At 39.5% G+C, this 23125-nt stretch carries 18 protein-coding genes; 15 read left to right on the top strand and 3 right to left on the bottom strand.

Features of this window, described 5'->3' with window-relative positions; all coding sequences use genetic code 11:
• The first annotated feature begins 1 nt into the window (after position 1).
• The 4 genes from V4T18_RS06945 to pyrE are packed head-to-tail and all read left to right on the top strand — an operon-like array spanning position 2 to position 3030.
• Entirely contained in the window at positions 2–775 is a 774-nt protein-coding gene (locus V4T18_RS06945; protein WP_332648030.1) for a dihydroorotate dehydrogenase electron transfer subunit, read from the top strand.
• Positions 772–1683, top strand: a complete 912-nt coding sequence (locus V4T18_RS06950; RefSeq protein ID WP_332648032.1) for a dihydroorotate dehydrogenase — start codon at positions 772–774, stop codon at positions 1681–1683. The genes V4T18_RS06945 and V4T18_RS06950 overlap by 4 nt, the downstream gene beginning before the upstream one ends.
• Position 1684: 1 nt before the next feature.
• Positions 1685–2398: an orotidine-5'-phosphate decarboxylase gene (gene pyrF, locus V4T18_RS06955; protein ID WP_332648034.1), complete on the top strand. Its 714-nt coding sequence runs from the start codon at positions 1685–1687 to the stop codon at positions 2396–2398.
• Entirely contained in the window at positions 2395–3030 is a 636-nt protein-coding gene (gene pyrE, locus V4T18_RS06960) for an orotate phosphoribosyltransferase (protein ID WP_332648036.1), read from the top strand. The genes pyrF and pyrE overlap by 4 nt, the downstream gene beginning before the upstream one ends.
• Positions 3031–3329: 299 nt before the next feature.
• Here the strand turns inward: pyrE and V4T18_RS06965 are convergent, their stop codons facing one another.
• Positions 3330–7079: a S8 family serine peptidase gene (locus V4T18_RS06965; RefSeq protein WP_332648038.1), complete on the bottom strand. Its 3750-nt coding sequence runs from the start codon at positions 7077–7079 to the stop codon at positions 3330–3332.
• Between the two features lie 516 nt (positions 7080–7595).
• On the opposite strand from V4T18_RS06965, the gene V4T18_RS06970 reads away from it, so the two are divergent.
• On the top strand, positions 7596–9575 hold the full coding sequence (locus V4T18_RS06970) for a methyl-accepting chemotaxis protein (protein ID WP_332648041.1): 1980 nt from the start codon (positions 7596–7598) through the stop codon (positions 9573–9575).
• A gap of 88 nt (positions 9576–9663) precedes the next feature.
• Here V4T18_RS06970 and V4T18_RS06975 read toward each other — a convergent pair whose 3' ends face one another.
• Positions 9664–10998, bottom strand: a complete 1335-nt coding sequence (locus V4T18_RS06975) for a DUF2252 domain-containing protein (protein WP_332648043.1) — start codon at positions 10996–10998, stop codon at positions 9664–9666.
• Between the two features lie 109 nt (positions 10999–11107).
• Positions 11108–12787 carry an Rqc2 family fibronectin-binding protein gene (locus tag V4T18_RS06980; protein ID WP_332648046.1) on the bottom strand — a complete coding sequence of 560 codons (1680 nt, stop codon included), beginning with the start codon at positions 12785–12787 and terminating at the stop codon, positions 11108–11110.
• A gap of 190 nt (positions 12788–12977) precedes the next feature.
• Here V4T18_RS06980 and V4T18_RS06985 point away from each other — a divergent pair, with 190 nt between their 5' ends.
• The 10 genes from V4T18_RS06985 to V4T18_RS07030 all read left to right on the top strand — a co-directional run bounded on the left by V4T18_RS06985 (position 12978) and on the right by V4T18_RS07030 (position 23123).
• Positions 12978–13853, top strand: coding sequence for a YicC/YloC family endoribonuclease (locus V4T18_RS06985; RefSeq protein ID WP_332648048.1), 876 nt, complete (start codon positions 12978–12980; stop codon positions 13851–13853).
• A gap of 23 nt (positions 13854–13876) precedes the next feature.
• The gene (gene gmk / locus V4T18_RS06990; protein ID WP_332648050.1) at positions 13877–14494 is read left to right on the top strand and encodes a guanylate kinase; all 618 of its coding nucleotides are present in this window, start codon (positions 13877–13879) and stop codon (positions 14492–14494) included.
• A gap of 4 nt (positions 14495–14498) precedes the next feature.
• The gene (gene rpoZ, locus V4T18_RS06995) at positions 14499–14723 is read left to right on the top strand and encodes a DNA-directed RNA polymerase subunit omega (RefSeq protein ID WP_332648053.1); all 225 of its coding nucleotides are present in this window, start codon (positions 14499–14501) and stop codon (positions 14721–14723) included.
• A gap of 68 nt (positions 14724–14791) precedes the next feature.
• Entirely contained in the window at positions 14792–15988 is a 1197-nt protein-coding gene (coaBC, locus tag V4T18_RS07000) for a bifunctional phosphopantothenoylcysteine decarboxylase/phosphopantothenate--cysteine ligase CoaBC (protein ID WP_332648140.1), read from the top strand.
• The gene (priA, locus tag V4T18_RS07005) at positions 15988–18405 is read left to right on the top strand and encodes a primosomal protein N' (RefSeq protein ID WP_332648055.1); all 2418 of its coding nucleotides are present in this window, start codon (positions 15988–15990) and stop codon (positions 18403–18405) included. Before coaBC ends, priA begins: the two co-directional genes overlap by 1 nt.
• A gap of 23 nt (positions 18406–18428) precedes the next feature.
• Complete coding sequence (gene def / locus V4T18_RS07010; RefSeq protein ID WP_332648058.1) at positions 18429–18920, top strand: peptide deformylase; 492 nt, start codon at positions 18429–18431, stop codon at positions 18918–18920.
• Position 18921: 1 nt separating this feature from the next.
• Positions 18922–19863 (top strand): methionyl-tRNA formyltransferase, encoded by a 942-nt coding sequence (gene fmt / locus V4T18_RS07015; protein ID WP_332648060.1) that lies wholly within the window; start codon positions 18922–18924, stop codon positions 19861–19863.
• On the top strand, positions 19860–21221 hold the full coding sequence (gene rsmB, locus V4T18_RS07020) for a 16S rRNA (cytosine(967)-C(5))-methyltransferase RsmB (RefSeq protein WP_332648062.1): 1362 nt from the start codon (positions 19860–19862) through the stop codon (positions 21219–21221). Before fmt ends, rsmB begins: the two co-directional genes overlap by 4 nt.
• Positions 21222–22364 (top strand): 23S rRNA (adenine(2503)-C(2))-methyltransferase RlmN, encoded by a 1143-nt coding sequence (rlmN, locus tag V4T18_RS07025; protein ID WP_332648064.1) that lies wholly within the window; start codon positions 21222–21224, stop codon positions 22362–22364.
• Positions 22365–22373: 9 nt separating this feature from the next.
• Positions 22374–23123: a Stp1/IreP family PP2C-type Ser/Thr phosphatase gene (locus V4T18_RS07030; RefSeq protein WP_332648067.1), complete on the top strand. Its 750-nt coding sequence runs from the start codon at positions 22374–22376 to the stop codon at positions 23121–23123.
• Positions 23124–23125 lie beyond the last annotated feature (2 nt).

Raw genomic sequence — 23125 nt, forward strand, 5'->3', positions numbered from 1 at the left:
TATGATTCGCCAAGAACGAATGACAGTCGTTGGGCAATCGAAAATCGCGCATAACATTTTTGAGCTTACAGTACAAGGCGAACTTGTCCAGGAAATGACTCCTGGACAGTTCGTGCACGTACGTGTCGCTGATATGTTTGAGCCGCTATTACGACGTCCAATTAGTATTGCAAATATCAATAAAGAAACAAATGAATTTACGATGATCTATCGTGCAGAAGGTCGTGGAACAGAAATTCTATCGTTAAAGCAAGTAGGCGATGCGATCGATATTTTAGGTCCAATTGGTAACGGCTTCCCTGTTGATGCAGTACAAAAAGGCGGTACAGCACTTCTTGTAGGAGGGGGTATCGGTGTACCACCCCTATATGAATTATCAAAGCAATTAAATGCACGTGGTGTACGTACGATTCATGTATTAGGCTTCCAATCAGAAAATGTTTGTTTTTATGAGGAACAGTTTAGCCATTTAGGTGATACACATTATGTCACAGCGGATGGAACAAAAGGAACGAAGGGCTTTGTAACAAACTTACTAGATGAAATGCAGCCGGAGTTTGATGTGTTCTATTCTTGTGGACCGCTTCCGATGTTAAAGGCACTTGAAGCACAATTCCCAAATAAGCCAGGCTACTTATCATTTGAAGAGCGTATGGCTTGTGGTATTGGGGCTTGCTTCGCTTGTGTATGTAACACAACGGATGCGACTGAAAAAGATTATGTCAAAGTGTGCTCAGATGGGCCAGTATTCCCGAAAGGAGTTGTGGCACTATGAGCCGAATTAACGTTAAATTACCAGGATTAGATTTAAAAAATCCGATTATGCCAGCGTCAGGCTGCTTTGGCTTCGGCCGTGAATATGCACAGCTATATGATTTATCAAAGCTAGGTGCCATTATGATTAAGGCTACTACGGTAGAAACACGCCGTGGTAACCCGACACCTCGAGTAGCAGAAACTGCAGCCGGGATGTTAAATGCAATCGGCTTACAAAATCCAGGGATTGATAAAGTAATGTCAGAGGAGCTTCCTTTCTTAGAGGACTACGATGTACCGATTATTGCGAATGTTGCTGGTACAGAAGTTGCGGATTATGTAGAAGTGGCCGAGAGAATTTCAAAAGCACCGAACGTTCATGCATTAGAATTAAATATTTCATGTCCAAACGTAAAATGTGGTGGTATTCAGTTCGGAACGGATCCAGAAACTGCTCGTGAATTAGTGGAAGCGGTTAAGGCTGTATCTAGCGTACCAGTATACGTAAAATTATCTCCGAATGTAACGAATATCGTGGACATTGCAAAAGCGGTTGAAGCAGGCGGGGCAGACGGTATTACAATGATTAATACATTAATTGGTATGCGCCTTCATGAAAAAACAGGAAAGCCTGTAATTGCTAATGGTACAGGAGGTCTTTCTGGTCCAGCAGTGAAGCCAGTAGCTATCCGTATGGTATATGAAGTATACAAAGCTGTCAATATTCCGATAATTGGTATGGGAGGCATAACGAATGCTCAGGACGTTATCGATTTTATGTCGGCAGGTGCATCTGCAGTTGCAGTCGGTACAGCAAACTTTGTCGATCACTTTGTATGTCCGACGATTATTGATGATTTACCAGCGAAGTTAGAAGAGCTAGGTGTAAAGCATATTACAGAAATAATTGGAAGGAGTCACCGTTAATATGAACAACAAACCTATTATTGCACTAGACTTTCCAGGGGAGAAAGAAGTGTTTAACTTTTTAAACCAATTTAACGAGCAGCTTTTCGTGAAAATTGGGATGGAGCTTTATATGCAGGAAGGTCCAGATATTGTACGTAAAGTAAAAGAACAGGGCCATGATATTTTCTTAGATTTAAAGCTTCATGATATTCCGAATACGGTAAAGTCTGCAATGAAGGGTTTAGCACGATTAGGTGTAGATTTAGTTAATGTTCATGCAGCAGGTGGCAAGAATATGATGGAAGGTGCGCTTGAAGGTCTTGAAGCAGGTACGCCTGTTGGTAAAAATAGAGCCGCATTAATTGCAGTAACACAATTAACATCGACAACGGAAGAGCAAATGCAAAATGAGCAAAAGATTGCCCTATCTTTAAATGAATCTGTACTTCATTATGCACAGTTAACGAAAGCTGCCGGTTTAAATGGTGTTGTTTGTTCTGTACATGAGGCTCGTGCAATTGCAGAGGTTTGTGGCGAGGATTTTCTTCGTGTAACGCCTGGTATTCGCATGGCTGGTGGCGAAGCACATGATCAAAAACGCATTGCAACACCAGACGGAGCGCGCCAGGATGGATCGTCACTAATTGTTGTCGGTAGAGCAATTACAGGTGCAGCTAATCCAGTAGCAGCTTATAAAAATGTTTGTGAATTATGGGAGGAAAAAATAATATGACATTACAAAACGAAATCGCACACGCTATGCTAAAAGTAGGTGCAGTAGAATTAAACCCAACAGAATTATTTACTTGGGCTTCAGGTATTAAATCACCTATTTACTGTGATACACGTTTAACAATTTCAGATCCTGTTATTCGTAAACAACTTGCGAACGGTTTAGCGCAAAATATTAAAGAATTTTTCCCAGAGACTGAAATAGTTGCAGGTACAGCTACAGCAGGTATCCCGCATGCAGCATGGGTTTCTGATATTTTAGAGCTACCAATGGTATATGTGCGCTCAAAAGCAAAAGAGCACGGTCGTGGCAATCAAATCGAAGGTAAATATGCAGCTGGACAAAAAGTGGTAGTCGTTGAAGATATCGTATCAACAGGCGGCTCTGCTATTACAGCAGTAGAAGCATTACGCGCAGCTGGCTGTGAGGTAGTTGGGGTAGTTTGTGTATATACATACAACTTACCAAAAGCTGAAAAAGCATTCGACGAAATCGGCGTAAAATACGTATCTCTAACAAACTTCGACTACTTAGTAGAAGCAGCAAACGAATCAGGCACTATCCAAGCAGACCAAATCCCATTCTTGAAGGAGTGGCACGCGGACCTTAAAGCAGGGAATTTACAAAAATAATTGAATTTATTTTAAAGTGAATGAAATGCTACTTATATAGGTAGAGCTGTGGCGAAAGCAAAGTGACAGCCACACTGGAAAACTTAAAGCTGGAGAGCTTTAAGTTTTCCATGCGACGAGGCTTGAGGTTGTGAAACAATCTCAACCGCAGGAGCACAACGGAAAGAGGCCCGGCACTAGCCGGGCTTCTTTTACGTAAAGCAGGGAATTTACAAAATTGATAAGTGTTTGCTTGACGCAAAAAAGCAGGTGGAGAAAATGAGTTTTTCTCCACCTGCTATTGTATTTTCATAGCTTACTTATGGCTTAACTGGCTTCTTGCCGTTGCCGTTTCCATGCCCAGGTTTGTTTCCATTCCCATTTCCTGGTTTGTCAGGCTTACCATTATTTGAAGCTGTCTTTTTAATCGTAATTGTTTTTGTTGTTTTATTGCCAACAATATCTTCCACTTCGATCGTAAATTCATTATCTCCATCTACAAGGGCAAGCTCTAATGCAAGATCCTTTGTATAGCCCTTCATTGCATATGGCTCTGAAAGCTCTTTGTAGAATCTTTCATCTCCATTTACTGTAACACGAACCTCATCAAAGTTATCCTTAACTGTAATATTAACCGTTGCTGTTTGCTCTTTTGTATTTTTCACATAATTATTTTTAATCGACAGAGTTGGAGCGGTTGTATCGACAATTACTTTACGAGCAATTTGCATTTCATTTTTGAATTCATCTATTGCTTTTACGCGGATATCTTGAACGCCATCTTTTAGAGTTAATGTGTGAGAGAAGTTCAAGCCGTCGAATGTAGCCTCTTGCTCATTTACTGTAACAGAAGTGATTTTCGATTCGTCTTCTACACGTCCAACTACGTCTACTAGACTAGTATTAAAGCCGTCAAAGAATTCCGGACTATCAATATAGATTACTGGATGATTCTTTTCAGGTGTACCAGTAACGTTGAACGGATACTCGGCTATGTTACGTGCAGCATCGACTACCTGCACTGTAATCTCGTCTTTCGGTGTTAATGGTGCAGTAATAATATATGAAGCTGTTTGAACCGTTAGTTTGTCTGAAATCGCCTTACCATTGACAAATACTTGCCAATATTCTACGCCTGTCCCACCTGTAGAGTCTGTAAAATCAGCAATAGATACTACATTTGTGGCTACATCAAATCCGACATCTGCACTTGGCGCCTTTGTATCAACTTTTACTGGATATTGAAGAGTCTGCCATTCAGCACCCTCGTAATCAATTACACCGCTTACCTGAAGTACATAATCCCCATCAGCTGCCAGCTTATTATTGATTTTCCCATCCCAGCCGTAATTTAAATTATACGTATAAGGGTTTGCCGTTGTATTTGTATAATGCTTACGTAATTCGTTCGCTGTACGAAGTGTACGTAACACTTTACCGTCTTTATCAAGAACCTGTACTTTAAATTCCTTTGCATTTCGGAATAGAGAGAAGACAGGAATCGCCTTATCACGAACGCCATCCCCGTTTGGAGAGAAGCCAAAGCGAGCAGAATCGAAATTGCCGCCACCTGTAATAAAGCTGCCTTGCTCATCGGCTAGTGCAGTATAGCCCCAAAACGTTTTACTATCCCATGCAAAGTAGTCGAAAATTGGTGCATCATCCCACTCACCATTAAATCCAAAGAAAGGAACAGTTAACGGTACATTACCAGTAACTTCTTCATTTGGATCTGTTAATGTGACAAATCCGTCCACGAAGAAGCCATTTGTATAAATCGAACTAAAGAAGCTAGCTATGTCCGTAGTGTCAACCGAAACTGTGATAGGTGCAGTTCCATTTGCAGGAATTGTAACAGTTTCTGGTGCTGTTACGTCAATATCTTCATCAGTTAATACGATTTGACCATACGTATTAGGTAGGTTCACAAATAGTCCATCGCCAGCGTTTACAGGAGCATCCATTTGAATTTGTGTATGAACGTTGAAAGTTTTTTCTTCATCTGAATAGTTTTTCGCATTTAACGTAAAAGTGAACGTATTGTTTTTAATTTCTTTTAAGGCTACTTTGGGCTCATTTGTATTTTCGTTTGTTACAACAACATCTGTTGAAAGTGCATTGGCCAATTGCATTAAGCCCGAACCTTGACGGCGAGGGGAAACGTATTCACCAGGGGCTAATTCCACTGGCGCAGACGTATTCATTAATAGATTTTTCGCTAGTTGAACACGATCAGAGCCTGATAAATTAAATTCTTGATCAATACGTTCTAGCACTAGTGTTGTACCACCTGCAACATGCGGAGCTGCCATTGAAGTACCACTCATTAAGCCGTATTGATTATCGTTTAAAGTCGAGAAAATATTACCACCTGGTGCTGTAATTTCTGGTTTAAAGTCTAGGTTTGGAGTAGGACCCCAAGATGAGAAATCACTCATTTTGCCAGCATTTGCATTGGGTGTTTCTACAAAGTTTCCTTCGAATGATACTGTGACAGTGCTTCCATTCGTTAAGGCTGTCTTTAATGCCTCGCCATTTGTTTGAAGGGCAAACATATATGGAATTTTTATCGCAGGATCTGAAGCCATATTTATTGTACCAGCGGCATTGTTATAAATAATAATCCCAGCTGCGCCAGCGGCTTGGGCGTTAAGTGCTTTATCTACGAAAGTGTATGTGCCGCGTTTAACCAATGCAATTTTTCCATTAACATCTTTTCCTGCAAAATCATCAGCACCACCTAGCCCAGCATCAACAAGCTCCATTGGTCCAGTGTAAGTTTTGATTGGATCTTGATCATTCGCTAATAAATAAAGTGCATCTCCCGCGTCTGTACCATCGATTTGATACGAGAAGCTATATGCTGTAATTGTCTTATTTTCAAAAGAAGCAACGCCTAAAGAATGATGCGATACACTTGGTGAACCTGTTAAACCGTAATCCTGATTTTCAGCGTAAGGATAAAAATAGCCATTGCCATAAAATGCGGAGTTTCCAGCAGAAATCGCTACAAGTATACCGTTTTCTGTCGCTCGTTGTACGGCTTGCTGTTCTGGGTTATTGTCATCCACAAAGCCTGCAGTTGCACCTAGTGACATATTAATTACATCAACGCCAAGTTTAATAGAGTCATCTATCGCTTTAATATAAATATCGCCGTAAGTAGAAGGGAAGCCGGGGTCGTTACCGAATACCTTTAACGCTAAAATTTGCGCTTCTGGGGCTACGCCTTTAATACCGCCATCTTCCTCGGATCCATTTGCTGCAACAGTACCACCGACATGCATCCCGTGCATTGTCGCATCAGGACCTAAATCTAATATTTGATTATTGCCATCCATATAGTTATAGCCGAACGGGACTTTTGCAGTATAGTACCCACCATTTTTGATAGAGCCGTTTGCTAATAGCCCGTCAACTTCTTCCTTTGTAATTTCAGCAGTAGAATTATCTGTTAACACCATATCTTTATGGCTCGGATCAATCCCTGAATCGATTACCCCGACAACCATTCCTTCTCCACGGAACCCATATTCATTCCATGCTCGTTGTGCTTGAACAAGTTCCTTAGAATGGATCATTTCTGGTTTTTCAGTGGGTCTTTCGTACTCTGTCGATTCATAAACTGCCTTTACCCCGTTAGTAGCGGCAATTTTTTCAACATATTTAGCCTCAACCTCTGCTGAAAACCCATTAAATACAGTTGTAAAGTTTTCTAAAATTTCAATAGAAGGAGCAACTGATTCAACTGAATTTTGAACATTAGCTTGTTCAGTTGTAATCTTACTTTCTAGCATTTTACGCTCTGAAACTCGTAAATCTTTGTAAAGTACACCTTTCTCAGTTGCTTGTTCAATTGTAGGTGCACCTTCAAGCTCAACAATAATTCGGACCTTTTCTTCCGGGTTTTCTGGATTTTCAAGCGTTTCCGGAATCGTCGTATTTGGTTTGGATACCTCAATAGGTGGCTTGTCTATACTTAGACCGGCGCTTTGCATACCAAATGCTGCTGAGCTAAATGACAACATTAAAATCATTATCAATAGCATCGCTTTTCTAAATTTCGCCAAAACATTCCCTCCTCATCTTCTAAAACTATGAAAGTCTAAATAGAGTAAACGTAAAGAATAGAGTATGTTGCTATATTTGAAGAAGTATTTATTGATATGAAGTCTACATTTATTCTATTTATTTATTCGTATGCATAGTTAGTAGGCTTTCATGCTTATTTCGTGAAGGGAAACTATATAAAAGGAAAATAATCATATGATTTAAAAAGTAAATCTGTAAAAAGGTTCATTATAGAATATCGAAATATAGAATTTATGGGGGTAGAAATTACGATTTTGTGATACGTGTCGACTAATCCTAATCCTTGATATATCGACAAATAATAATAGTTGAGTATTTTGTCTTTGTTAGATTGATTGATACTTTTGTGTGCTGAAATATTATATTTTTTCTATTCTAAATAATTAGTTTATTATTTAATACCTAAATAAATAATTCCTATTACCGATAATTGTTAAAGTGATTATGTTTTAAAGTAATGAAAGAGAAGGTGTTATATTTACATGTTTAAATCTGTGAAAACGAAAATTATCATCACAGTTATGTTGCTGTTTTTAATTGGGACGTCCATAATGACTGCAATTAGTAGCACTCAAGTCAAAACTACTACGGAAAAAAGTGCTATTTCTGCTAGCGAAACGTTAGTGAAAGAAATGAGTTTCTCTATACATAATTTTCTTGGTCAATATGGCAAGGGGATTGAGCAGTATTCTGCATCCTCCTCGATAATGGAATTTGTTAGTTCGAAAGGAAATACCGGAACAACATCCATTGACATTGAACAAGAATTTAGAAGCTTTTTAAGCTTATACAACGATGCTTCATCAATTTATATGGCGCTTCCTACAAAAGAAATCCATATTTTCCCTGAAGCTAATTTTGCAGATGATTATGACCCAACAAAGCGTGAATGGTATCAAAATGCAGTTGCTCACCCGGATAGGATTCAATGGTCTAACCCATACACTGACGCGGTAACGGATGAACTGATAGTGACACTTTCTAAAGCGATTAAACAGAATAATGAAGTTCTAGGTGTCCTTGCACTTGATATCCAGCTTTCCGCATTAGCAAGCCGGATTGAGGATAAAGATGTAGGCTATCGCGGTTTTCCTATGGTATTGGATACTGAAGGTACAGTAGTAGCCCATCCTTACAGCAATGGAGAAAATTTCATGGAAATGTCCTTCATCGCAGATATGTATAAAGAAGGTAATGAACAAAAGGTTTCTCGATACAATTTCGAAGGGGTAGACTATGTAAATGTTTATACGACACTACCCGATCTTGGCTGGAAAATAGCTGCTATTTATCAGGAAAAGAATATTAATGAGACAGCAGATCACCTAATGAATTCAATGTTAATTGTAGCCCTCATTACAATGTTTATTATTTTTATTGCATTGTATTTTACAATTAGTCGAACGATACAACCTATTGGTAGGTTGAAATCACTTATGAATGCCGTATCCCAGGGCGATTTAACGGTTCATTCGGATATTAAGACTAAGGATGAGATTGGAGAGCTAGGGGCTAATTTCAACACGATGATTGAAAATATGCATGCTATTATTACTGTTGTTAACAATTCAGCCTCAAATGTTCGTGCGAGCTCTGAAAGCTTGAGTGCAGTTGCTGAAGAAACAAGTGCATCAAGTAATGAAGTTGCGCTTGCTGTTACGGAAATAGCAGAAGGTGCATCAAAATCAGCAGAGGATGCTGAAGTCGTAACAGAACGTGCCCATCTTCTTGGTCAGCAAATTAATGAAATTACAACTAAAGCAAGTATCATGTCAGATATTGCAACGAAAGCAGGCGACATGAATGCGAATGGACAAGGGCAGATGCAACAGCTGAAGCTATCATTTAGTGATTGGGAAACTAATTTGCATGGTATGTCTGAAGTAGTAAGTATGCTTGAAACGAAAGTAAAGGCAATCGGAGGCGTCATGGAAACGATTACCGAAATCTCAACGCAAACAAATCTACTAGCATTGAATGCTAGTATTGAAGCCGCACGTGCAGGTGATCATGGTAAAGGATTTGCAGTCGTTGCCGAAGAGGTACGTAAACTCGCTGAACAATCCGCTCGTTCTACTGAAGAAGTCAAAGTAACGGTTCATGAACTACAAGCAGAATCTAGACTAGTGACGCAGCAAATGAATGAAACGCGTGAAAACTTCCAACGTCAAGTTACAGTTGTTAACAATACTGAACTTACTTTTGGCGAAATTTCGAAATTAATGGCAGATATGCAGGATTCAATTGATTCAGTCTATAATGAAATTCAAAAAGTTGCGGTACACAAGGATAATGTTGCTGAGACGATTCAAACGATGGCAGCCACATCTCAAGAAACAGCCGCCGCTTGTGAAGAGGTAAGCGCCTCAACAGATGAACAGCTTCGTGCTATCGTTTCCGTTTCGACAGCGGCAGAAACTTTAACAGATTTGAGTGAACAATTAAACAGGGCTGTTAATCGCTTTAAAGTGTAAAGATACTTAGCGTCTGTACTAATATCTATTATTTGAAAAAAATGAGGGCATTTCTTGATACGAATTCAAGAAATGCCCTCTCATATAATTATTTAAAATCCTCATTAACCCATTGGCAAAATAGCTTGTAGTCATGGTTTACTTGTTCTTTATAGGAGCTCGCAACAAAAACAACTTGTGCACAGAACATGTCGAAATTATCCCCTATAGAGGATAATATTTCCTTCTCGCATTCATGAGAAAATAATTCATTTTCAGTGTCGACATCGGCGCGGGCATGTATTTTTGCTGTAACTTTTCCCATAATTTCTAGCGTTTCATCAAAGTTTTCTGGCGTTATTAATTGCTCTGCTTTTACTTTCTTTTTAAAAGGAGAGCGTTCACGCACATAGAAATCCCTGCCGTCTATTGAGAAATAGCCTAAATATGGATCCTCTAAATGGTGCATTGCCTTTTGTGTTTCTACTACGCGTTTACCTTGATGCTCATACTTCTCCCAAAATTGATCATGATAAGGTAAAAAATATGCAGGAATCGGGGAGCGAACTTCTTTAACCTCTAAGACTAAATCATCTAATCCATGTGCATCCTTCGCACCTTCGATTAAAATATAGTATCGATCCAATCCTATAGATGCAGTGCCAGTACCGTGTTTTCTGGCTATATCTTTAATTGTATAAAAAGAGATATCCTTTTTATCTTCCGTATCCAGTGAATTAAAATATGCTTCGGTTAAGGATTCAAGTGTATTTTGTTCTCGTTCACTTACAGGTTGGATTTCGTCGGACCAGCAAAAAACACGCTGATTAGCTTCATTGATATAGGTGATATCTTTTAATAAATGATCCCTTTGTCTTTTGGCTAGCTTCTTTAATATTTTTTTAACAGGACCTTTTGTATTTTCTTTAGTAAAAGTCAGTGTTACAGGATTATCTTTTTCTTTTTTGAATCTTTTAAGCTGGCTATAGTATGCATGGATGTAATTGTCTATTCGTTGCTTTTGATCCTCAACGGTAAGTCCTTGTGCCTCGCAATACAGGGCAATACTAACCGACATACGAAGTACATCATATAAATACGAGCCAACATATCCTTCATCAAAATCATTCACATCATAAACAATTTCGCCTAATTCATTTTGAAATGCACCGAAATTATCCATATGCAGATCCCCTTGAATCCATGTAGGCTTATCCTCATCTGTATGAAATGAAAAAGGGATTTTCGTTATGTCGTAATAAAATAAGTAGGCACTGCCTCTAAAAAAACGGAACGGACTTTCCATCATCTTGGCATACTTACTTTTTCTCTTATCTATGTCCAATTTCATACATTGGTCATCAAACTCATTTAAAATTGTTTCGATAATATGCTTTCTAAGTACTTCTCTTGTGTTTTTGACCCGATCTAATAATAATTCCATTCGCTCATCTCCCATGTTATTTATTCATGTAAATGAAGATTCATGTTGTTATTGTTATTATACAACTTTGCTAGTGGAAAATTTTACTTTTATTAGGATGCAGACGATTTTACTTCTTTTTTAATTGTAATATGATGTTTTCGTCAGGTGTGACAAATAGTGTTTTTTGTTCAAAATAAATGACAAAGCCCGGTTTAGAACCATTTGGCTTCTTTACCTGTCGAATTTCTGTATAATCAACCGGGACAGAAGAGGACTCGCGTGCTTTACTAAAATAGGCGCTAAGTATAGCCGCTTCCCGTAATGTTGTTTCATCAGGATTAGCGTCATGAATCACAACATGTGAGCCGGGAATATCCTTCGTGTGTAACCAAATATCGTTCTTTTTTGCAAGCTTGAATGTTAAATAGTCATTTTGCTTATTATTTTTTCCGACAGAGATAGTAATGCCGGTTGAAGATATAAATTTCTCTGGCTCTGGCTTTGTTGGCTTTTTCTTTTTCCTTGAAGCGCGTAGGCGAAGATAGCCCTGTTCTGCTAATTCCTCACGAATCTCTTCAATATCTGACGGTGCTGCTTGTTGAACTTGCTGAGCGAGCATTTCGAAATAAGAAATTTCATCCTCTGTTTTTAGTTTTTGCTCTCTAATCATCACAAGTGCATTTTTCGCTTTATTATATTTTGTGTAATAGCCCTGTGCATTTTCAATTGGTGTTTTTCGAGGGCTTACGGGAATCGTTACTTTTTCACCTGTGTAGTAGTTTTCGACAGTGACCTTCTCCACGCCTTTTTCGAATTGGTAAAGGTTCGCCATTAACAGCTCACCGTATAATTGAAATTGGTCTAGCTTGCTTGCTCTTTCGTAATCCCCATGGAGCTTCTTCAATTTTAACTTTAATTTATCAAGCTCGTTTGAAAGCCAACGTTCTAAATCTCCAGCTTGCTGTTTAACGCGGTCACGTTCAGCGCGAGCAAAAAAGACGCGGTCTAGCAATGTGCTTAAATTTGGATACTGTGTTTCGTTTCCAGCTAAATGGGTTAAGCTTGTTGGAGAAAAATAAGTTTTTCCTTCTTTTTCTATATACGTTGGTTGTTTCGCAGTAATAACTTCATCCATAAATGTACGGGTTAGTTCGACAATATCGCCTTGCCGTAAACGATGCGTTAATTCGTTGGCATGCAGTGGAGAAAAACCAATAAAATGATTCATAATATCCTTTGCTGTGACATCACCTGCAAAAAACGCACGTAAATTCTCATCGGTTGTATTATTAATATGCTGTTTGTTTTGAGCTGGTGGCTCTATATACGTTTGACCAGGCAGTACGGTACGATAACTATTTATCGAAGGAGGTAAATGCTTTAAACTATCGATAATTTTATCGTTTTCAGCATCAATTAGTATAAGGTTACTATGACGCCCCATAATTTCAATGATTAGCTTTCGATGGACACTGTCTCCGATTTCATTTTTGCTATCAATTCCTAGTGTAATAATTCGTTCTCCGCTTGTATTCTGTATCGCTGAAATAAATCCTCCCTCAATATGTTTACGTAAAAGCATGCAAAACATAGGGGGTTCTGCAGGGTTTTCAACAGAATGCTGGGTAAGATGTACACGCGCATAAGAAGGGTGTATAGAAATTAATAATTTATGATTTTCTCCCTTTGTACGTATATGTAATATTACCTCGAGTGCATTCGGCTGGTGAATTTTTGTAATACGTCCTGATAAAAGCTGCGATAGTTCATTCGTCATCGCGCTTGTGAATAATCCGTCAAATGCCATTGTTCATTCCTCTTTCATTCTTAGCTTTTTTTTCTACACCATTCTATAAGTTGTTGTCAGTTTAATCTCTCTTATGATAGCATTTTTTATTATGGTTGAGGATGTTTACATATTTCTATAAATCAATCGTCATAATCCTCAAATCATATGCTATAATTGGGACAGTATGTATAGAAGGATGTGACGAACCTTGGTACGTAGTATGACGGGCTTTGGCAGGGGTGTCACAACGACGAAATCTTACCAGCTTACGGTTGAAGTTCGTGCTGTGAATCATCGTTTTTTAGAAATTAATACGAAGTTTCCGAAAGAATGGATGGAGTCTGAGGTACTTGCTAAAAAAATGCTATCGAAGTCTGTATCTCGTGGGAAGCTTGATGTCATTATATTTATAAAAGAGCTCCAAGAGGCTGAGCAAAGAATTCAAATCAATTGGCCATTACTAGAAGCGTATCGGAAGGCAAAAGAAGAGCTTTCTTTTAATATGCCAATGGAAGAAAAGTGGAGCATGCAGGAAATTGCCATGTTAGAGCAAGTGTTAGTCGTTGACAAGGAAGAGCTTGTTCATGACGAATTATTAGCTGCTATAGAGCAAGCATTAAATGAGGCAATCGGTCACCTACTTCAAATGCGTGAGCGTGAAGGAAAAGAGCTAAAAGCAGTGATGCTACAAAATAAAAGGCAGCTGCAAGAGCAAATTCAACGCATAAGAGAAACTTCCTCTGAGGCGGTTAGTAAATATCGTGATCGCCTAAAAACGCGAATAGAGGAGTTTACGAGTGGGCAACTATTAGAAGATCGATTACTTGTTGAGGTCGCCTTCTTTGCAGAACGTGCAGATATTACGGAGGAGCTAGATCGTCTAGAAAGTCATTTTAGTCAGCTAGAGGAAACGCTCCAAGAAAATATCGCTATTGGTCGTAAGCTTGATTTTTTAATGCAGGAAATGCATCGTGAAATTAATACAATTGGCTCCAAAAATCAATCATCAGAAAGCTCAATAGCTGTCGTACAGGCTAAAACAATCCTAGAAAAAATGCGAGAGCAAGTTCAAAACATTGAATAGCTAGAGGGAGTAATCAATATAAAATGAAAAAACAACGTGGTTTATTAATCGTCTTATCAGGTCCATCAGGTGTTGGAAAAGGTACAGTTCGTAAGGAATTATTTTCTCAACCTAACACAAACTATGAATATTCGATTTCAATGACAACACGTAATCCTCGCGAAGGAGAAGTAGATGGTGTAGACTATTTCTTTAAGACACGTGAGGAGTTCGAGGCGTTAATCGAGCAGGGTGGATTACTTGAACATGCAGAATTCGTAGGGAATTATTACGGTACACCGCTTACATACGTAAACGAAACATTAGATGCTGGTCGTGACGTATTTTTAGAAATTGAGGTGCAGGGTGCAGCGCAAATTCGAAAAAAAGCACCGGATGCCCTATTTATTTTCTTAGCACCACCAAGCCTATCTGAGCTAAAGGATCGTTTAGTAGGACGTGGGACAGAAACTGAGGATGTCATTGCTAAGCGTATTGCAACAGCGGAGGAAGAGCTTGAAATGATGAGCTTATACGATTATGTTGTTGAAAATGATGAAGTGCTTAATGCTTGTGATAAAATTAATGCGATTATTAAAGCCGAGCATTGCCGTCGTGAACGTGTAGAAAAAATATATTTGTCAATGTTGAAAGGAGAATAAACTTATGTTATACCCATCAGTAGATGCCTTAAAAAAGGAAATCGATTCAAAATATTCACTAGTGAGCTTAGCTTCTAAGCGTGCACGTCAAATGCAGGAAGAGGGCGGCGAACGTCTTTATAAGTATGTATCTTATAAGCCTGTAGGAAAAGCACTAGAGGAAGTGGCAGCTGGCGTATTAAAGAAAGAACAGCAAGATGAGTCAACTATCTATGAGGACGAAGTGTAATACTATATACGTGTGAAATAGCTCCCGGAGAATTTTTCTTTGGGAGCTTATCATTTGAAAGGGTGGAAATAATGCGAAATAACAATATTTTACTTTGTGTATCCGGTGGCATTGCTGTTTATAAGGCAGTTGCACTTTGTAGTAAATTGACGCAGGCAGGCTTCAATGTGAAAGTGATTATGACAGCCTCTGCTCAAAAATTTGTCAATCCATTAAGTTTTCAAGTGATGTCTAAAAACGATGTATTTTTTGATACATTCGATGAAAAAGATTCAGGCGTGATTGCACATATTGATTTAGCTGATTGGGCGGATTTAATCTTAGTTGCCCCAGCGACAGCGAATGTGATTGGAAAGCTAGCGAATGGAATTGCCGATGAGATGATGACAACCACTTTACTTGCTTCTACCGCTCCAGTATGGCTGGCACCTGCAATGAATGTACATATGTATGATCATCCAGCAGTTAAGCGAAATATTGCAAGGCTTGCAGAGGATGGCTATAAGTTTATCGAGCCTTCGGAAGGTTTTTTAGCATGTGGCTATATTGGAAAAGGTCGCTTAGAGGAGCCAGAAAAAATAACAGACCTAGTAATCCAATATTTCCAACCAAAGAATCTTCCGTTAAAAGGAAGGAAGGTTGTCGTTTCAGCTGGACCAACTCGAGAAAGAATTGATCCAGTACGTTTTGTAACGAACTTTTCAACTGGAAAAATGGGCTATGCTATGGCAGAGGCAGCTCGTGATTTAGGAGCAGAGGTTGTATTAGTTTCTGGTCCGGTACAGCTCACAAAACCGTCTGGTATGAAAGTGATAAATGTGGAAAGTGCCGCAGATATGCTAGAGGTTATTCAGGGGGAGTATAGCAGCGCGGATATTGTAATTAAAACGGCGGCAGTTGCCGATTATCGACCTAAAATTGTTCATGGTCAAAAGATGAAAAAGCAGCCAGGTGATGCAGTCATCGAGCTGGAGAGAACCGTCGATATTTTGGCAAAGCTTGGCGAGGAGAAACAGCATCAATTATTAATAGGCTTCGCAGCTGAAACAAATGATGTCGAAGAGTATGCAAGGCAAAAGCTTGTTAAGAAAAATGCTGATTATATTATTGCGAATGATGTGACTGAAGCAGGGTCTGGCTTTGGAACGGATACGAATAGTGTCACGTTGATCGGCAAAAACTTTTTGCAAAAATTTGGGCAGCAACCGAAAAAGGAGCTTGCACTACTTCTTCTTGAATCCATTGCTGAAAGAGAGCAGCTCTAATGTCGCTTCTAGTAGCACAGGTCATTGTGGATGTGGCGGCTTATCCCGTAGACCGACCATTTGATTATGCTGTACCAGAGGAGTGGCACAACTTAATAGAATGTGGAAGCCGTGTAAAAGTACCATTCGGACCAAGAAATGTCCTTGCTTTTGTCGTGGCACTGAAAGATCATACAGAAGTTCCGCTAAATAAATTAAAGCCAATTTCTCAAATTTTAGACATAGAGCCAGTTTTGAATAATGAAATGCTCGCGTTAGCGCAATGGCTAAAGGACCAGACGATTTGCTATGAAATCGATGCATTGCAAGCAATGTTACCGTCAGCCTTACGTGCTAAATATGAAAAAATTGTTCATTTGAATACAGATATACAAGCGTTAGATTCGAAATTGCAGTCCATTTTTCGGAAATCAGAAAAGGTCAACTTCATGCAGTTCCAACGAGAAAATGCATTACACGAACTAAAGGAAGCCATTAAACAAGGTCATGTGATGATTGAAAATAGCGTAAAGCAACAGGGGAAGGTAAAGGAAGTTCGAAAAGTTTGTATAGCATCAGATGAAGCGCTTCTTATAGAGCTGGAAGAGACCCTGTCAAATCGAGCAGCGAAGCAAAAGCAGCTGATAGCTTGGATGAGACAGCATGCGGGTGAAGTTCTTACCCCCTCTGATATATGCTCGGCTGTAGGTGTTACAATGGCAGTTCTACACGCTGTTATTGAACGAGGCGCTGCACATTTTATTAAAGAAGAAGTGTATCGAGATCCATTCACTAAGGCAGTTCAAAAAACGGATTTTCTCCAACTAACAGATGAGCAAGCGCATGCCTTATCGAAAATTAAAAGGGCTATGGATAACAAGCACCCCGAAACATTCTTATTGCATGGAATTACGGGTAGTGGAAAAACAGAGGTGTACCTACAGGCGATTCAACACACGCTTCAGGAAGGAAAAGAGTCTATTGTGCTTGTTCCTGAAATTTCGTTAACCCCACAAATGACAGAGCGCTTTCGTTCACGATTTGGTGAGCTTGTAGCAGTTATGCATAGTGGTCTTTCTGTAGGTGAGAAGTACGATGAATGGCGTAAAATTCAACAAGGAAAAGTCAAGGTTGTTGTTGGTGCAAGGTCTGCTATTTTTGCTCCTTTTGAAAATGTCGGACTTGTTATTTTAGATGAGGAGCATGAATCGACATATAAGCAGGAGGATTCACCGCGCTATCATGCTCGAGATGTGGCAATATGGCGAAGTAAGTTTCACCATTGTCCAGTAATTTTAGGTAGTGCTACGCCATCGCTTGAGTCGTTTGCGCGGGCGAAGAAAAAACGATATACGCTTCTAACATTAAATCAAAGAGCGAAAAATCAAGCATTACCCGAAGTTAGAATCGTTGATATGCGGGCTGAGCTAAAGGGTGGAAATCGGTCGATGTTTTCAGAGGCGCTAATTGAAAGCATTCGAATCCGACTTGAGAAACAGGAACAAATTGTATTGTTTTTAAATCGACGTGGCTATTCATCCTTCGTGTTGTGTCGTGATTGTGGAACGGTTGTGGAATGTCCAAACTGCGATATTTCTTTAACGTATCACCGCTCCACTGAAAAAATAAAATGTCATTACTGCGGCTATGAAGAGTTCGTCCCACAAACTTGCCCACAATGTCAAAGTGAGCATATTCGATTTTTTGGCACAGGAACACAAAAGGTAGAAGAGGAGCTTAATAAGCTATTTCCTGAGGTGCGTGTGCTACGAATGGATGTTGATACGACGAAACAAAAAGGGGCACATGAATTGATTTTAGACGCCTTTGGTAACGGGGAAGCGGATATTTTACTAGGAACACAAATGATTGCAAAGGGACTGGACTTCCCTAATATTACACTTGTCGGGGTGTTAAGCGCAGATACATCACTACATTTGCCAGACTATCGTGCCGCTGAGCGTACATTCCAGCTGCTCACGCAGGTTAGTGGTCGAGCAGGGCGTCATGAAAAACCAGGCGAGGTCGTTGTGCAAACATATACACCAGAGCATTACGCAATTGAGCTGTCGAAGGAGCAACTGTACGAACCATTTTACGAGCGTGAAATGCTTACACGTCATGGAGCAGGTTATCCTCCTTATTTTTATCTAGCTCTTGTTCAAGTTTCTCATGAAGATGTTATGATGGCGGCAGAATATGCTGCAAAGGCAGCAGAATATTTACGATCAAACTTACCATTTAGTGTCTCCATTATCGGTCCGACAACAGCTAGTATTAGTCGTCTCCAAAATAGATATCGCTACCAATGTTTGATAAAATATAAAATAGAACCAAATTTAATTCCAGTCCTGTTACAGCTGATTAAACTGTACCGTTCGGATTGGATAAAAAAAGGAATTATGCTCACAATTGACTTAGATCCATCAATGATTTAGTGAGCTTTAGAAAGAGGTATAGTATGGCGATTAAAGAGGTAGTTCAGGCACCTGCAAAAGTATTATCAGAAACAACAAAGGAAGTGGAGGAAATCAATGAAGATATCCTTACACTCTTAGATGATTTATATGACACAATGGTTGAGCATGACGGTGTAGGTATTGCTGCACCACAAATAAATGTCCCCTTACGAGTTGCTATTGTCGAGCTAGGCGAGGATATTTTAGAAATGATTAATCCAATTGTTTTAGAAACGCGCGGAGAGGAAGAAGACGTGGAAGGGTGCTTAAGCTTCCCTAATTTATTTGGCCTAGTAAAGCGCCCTACCTATGTAAAAATTGAAGCGTCTGATCGTGAAGGTCGCATTTATGAGCTAGAGGCAGAAGATTTCGAAGCACGTGTCATCTTACATGAAATTGATCATTTAGATGGCATCTTATTTGACTCAAAAATCGTCCGTATTTTAACAGAAGCAGAACTTGAAGAAATGTATGCTGATGTAGAGGAGGAGTAAAATGACAAATATTGTTTTTATGGGAACTCCTGCCTTTTCGGCACCGATTTTACGGATGCTACATGAAGAGGGCTATAATATTCTTGCTGTTGTTACGCAACCTGATCGTCCAGTAGGGCGTAAAAAAGTGTTAACACCTCCTCCTGTAAAAGAAGAGGCAGTGCGTCTAGGATTGCCAGTTATTCAACCTGAAAAACTAAGAGGTTCTGCGGAATTGCAGCAAATTTTAGATCTACATCCAGACCTAGTCGTTACAGCTGCATTTGGTCAAATATTGCCTAAAGATTTATTAGAAGCACCACGTTTAGGTTGTATAAATGTGCATGCATCGTTACTTCCGAAGTATCGTGGTGGAGCGCCAATTCATCAAGCAATTATGGATGGTCAGAAAACAACCGGTGTAACAATTATGTATATGGCTGAAAAATTAGATGCAGGCGATATTATTAGTCAGCGTGCGATCAATATTGAAGAGTCAGATAATACAGGTAGTATGTTTGAAAAATTAAGTGATGTAGGTCGTGAATTATTAAAGGATACGTTGCCTTCAATTACTGACGGTAGCAATGAGCGAATTCCACAAGATGAATCGCAAGTAACGTATGCAAGTAATATTTCACGTGAGCAGGAGCGAATCGATTGGAACAAGGATGCGCGAACTTTATATAATCAAGTTCGTGGCCTTCATCCTTGGCCGGTTGCGTATACAACATTTGAAGGTGCAAACTTTAAAATTTGGTGGGCACAAGTTGGGCATACTACAAACAGTGCTACACCAGGAGAAGTAATCCATATTGCAAAAGATTATTTTGAAATTGCTGCTGGTGATGGTGGCAGCTTAGCGATATACGACTGTCAGCCCGCAGGTAAAAAACGTATGCAGGCGGAAGAATATTTGCGCGGTACAGGAGCGAAATTACAGATTGGGGACCGTTTTGAATGAGTAAAAAGAAAGTACAAATTTGGAATGGTAATGTGCGTGATGCGGCGCTTACAATTCTTCTTTCAATAGATAAAAATCAAGCGTACAGTAATCTATTGTTACACAAAACGATTGAAAAATATAAAATTGAGGAAAAAGATCGTGCACTGCTAACTGAGCTAACGTACGGTACACTTCAGCATAAATATACGCTTGATTATTATTTAGAGCCGTTTATTCGAGGTAAAGTAGATATCTGGGTCCGCTGGCTATTGCGTCTATCCTTATATCAAATGGAATACCTATCACGTATCCCTGCGCATGCAGCTGTAAATGAGGCTGTAGAAATAGCGAAACATCGAGGGCATAAAGGGATTGCCAGCATGGTGAATGGTATTCTTCGTTCAATATTACGTGAAGGTGTACGTTCAACAGATGAGATCGTAAATCCGAATGAACGTCTTGCAATTGCAACGAGTCATCCCCAGTGGCTAGTTGATCGATGGGTGGAAAGCTATGGTTTTGACCAAACGGCCGCCATGCTCCAAGAAAATAATGTGCCTCCAATACAAACCGTTCGAGTAAATGTAACGAAGGCATCCGTTGAGCAAGTTCTAACGACCCTAGAGCGTGAAGGTGTGAAAGCTGAACGAAGTGCCGTTATACCTGAATGTATTTATTTAAGAAATGGCCAGGCGGCACGTACCGGTGCATTTAGAAATGGACTCATTACGATCCAAGATGAAAGCTCAATGCTTCCTGCGAACGTATTAAATCCACAGCCGGGAATGAAGGTACTCGATATGTGTGCAGCTCCTGGTGGAAAAACAACGCATATCGCTGAAAAAATGCAAAATGATGGACAAATACTAGCGATGGACTTACATCCACATAAATTGGACTTAATCGATGAAAATACAGCTCGCCTAGGACTTGATATTGTTCAGACAGCACCGATTGATGGACGTAAGGCGGCGAACTTCCTTGGAAAAGAAAGCTTTGATGCGGTGCTCGTGGATGCCCCATGCTCAGGTTTAGGTGTGATGCGTCGAAAGCCGGATATAAAATATACGAAGCGCGAGGAAGATTTAGAAAGTCTACAAACGGTTCAGCTCGCAATTTTGGATAATGCTGTTAGCGTATTAAAGCCGGGTGGTCGTCTTGTCTATAGCACTTGTACCGTAGATAAAAAAGAAAATGAAGGAACGGTTGAAGCGTTTTTAGCGAGTCATCCTGAAATGGAAGCTGAGCCATTGACGAATTTACCAGAGACACTATTAGCGAAACAACAACATGGAATGCTTCAAGTATTCCCACAAGATTTTGGTAGTGACGGATTTTTCGTTGCCGCCTTTCGTAAAAAAGGAGAAGCAAATTAAGTGGAAGATCAAAATAAATTTGATGAACGTATTCAAGATTTAGTCCAGGAGGCGGAAGAAAAGCCTGCCCACCCTGTAAAAAAAGAAAAGCCGAAACTGAAGGAATCGATTTATTCGCTTCGTCCAGATGAGCTGCAGGAATGGCTAAAGGCTAACGGAGAAAAACCGTTCCGTGCCGCTCAAATTTTTGAATGGCTATATAGTAAACGTGTGAAAACTTTTGATGAAATGTCAAATCTATCAAAGGGTCTACGTGACAAATTAGAAGAGAACTTTGCTCTAACGACCCTATCAACACTCGTTAAGCAAGAATCAAAAGATGGAACGATAAAATTTCTATTTCAATTACAGGACGGCTACTCTATTGAGACAGTATTAATGAGACATGAATATGGTAATTCGATTTGTGTAACAACACAGGTTGGATGCCGAATTGGCTGTACATTTTGTGCCTCGACACTTGGCGGTTTGAAGCGTCACTTAATGGCAGGAGAAATTGTCGAGCAAGTTGTAAAAGTTCAGCAAAAGTTAGATGAAACAGGTGAACGTGTTAGTTCGATTGTCATTATGGGAATCGGAGAACCTTTCGATAATTATGAGGCTATGATGAATTTCCTAAAAATTGTAAACGATGATAAGGGCTTGAACATTGGTGCTCGTCATATTACCGTTTCGACTTCTGGTATCGTACCTAAAATTTATCAGTTTGCAGATGAACAAATGCAAATTAATTTTGCTGTATCACTGCATGCCCCAAATCAGGAGGCGCGTCAAAAGCTTATGCCGATTGCAAGAGCGTATAAAATTGATGAGTTGTTAGAAGCTGTTCGCTACTATACGAAAAAGACCGGTCGTCGTGTAACATTTGAGTATGGTCTAATGTCAGGGGAAAATGATTCTGTTGAAATAGCAGAAGAATTATCTGCATTGATTAAAGATATTAAATGTCATGTGAATTTAATTCCGATTAATTATGTGCCGGAGCGTGATTATATTCGCACGTCTCGTAGTAAAATATTTGCATTTGAAAAAACATTAAAGAAAAATGGTATTAATGTCACGATTCGTCGTGAACAAGGCGCAGATATTGCTGCTGCATGTGGACAATTACGAGCAGCGGAACGATCTGAAGAAATAAAGTAGGTGACCAAAATGAACTTCACAGTCGAAAGTGATGTTGGATTAAGACGTACAGTCAATGAAGATCGAGTAACATTTGTTGAACGACCTGATCATTATAAGCTGGCGATTTTGGCGGACGGAATGGGCGGACATAATGCTGGAGATGTTGCAAGTGAGATGACAATTGAGCAGTTGCAACAGTTATTTTTACAGGCAAGTGATGACCAACTTGGAAGCCAAATGAGTAAAGCAGAGTGGTTAAGAGATGCAGTTTCTCATATCAATCAAAAGATTTACAATTATTCTTTATCACATGAAGGCTGTAAAGGGATGGGGACTACGTTAATCGCTGTACTGATTGATGGTGCACATTGCACTATCAGTCATGTTGGCGACAGCCGTGTATATCATTTTACAAATGAAACAGTTGAACTTATTACGAGAGACCATTCGTATGTCAATATTTTATTGGAAAGTGGAGAAATTAGTGAAGAAGAGGCACAAAATCATCCGCAAAAAAACTTTATACTTAAGGCATTAGGTACGGAAAGCACTATTCAGCCTGATTTTTATGAAGTGACACTTGAAGAGGATTCTGCTTTATTAATTTGCTCTGATGGTTTAAGTAATAAGCTATCAACTAGTGAAATGGCAGCCATTATCACCCTACCAATGTCCTTGCAGGAAAAAGGGAAGAAGCTAGTACAATTAGCGAATGATAGCGGCGGCGAGGATAATATTTCCCTAGTGCTAGTAACGATGAAAGATAAGGAGGTGTAAGG

Origin of the sequence: Lysinibacillus sp. 54212, from assembly GCF_036662795.1 — a bacterium.
Classification (GTDB): domain Bacteria; phylum Bacillota; class Bacilli; order Bacillales_A; family Planococcaceae; genus Lysinibacillus_B.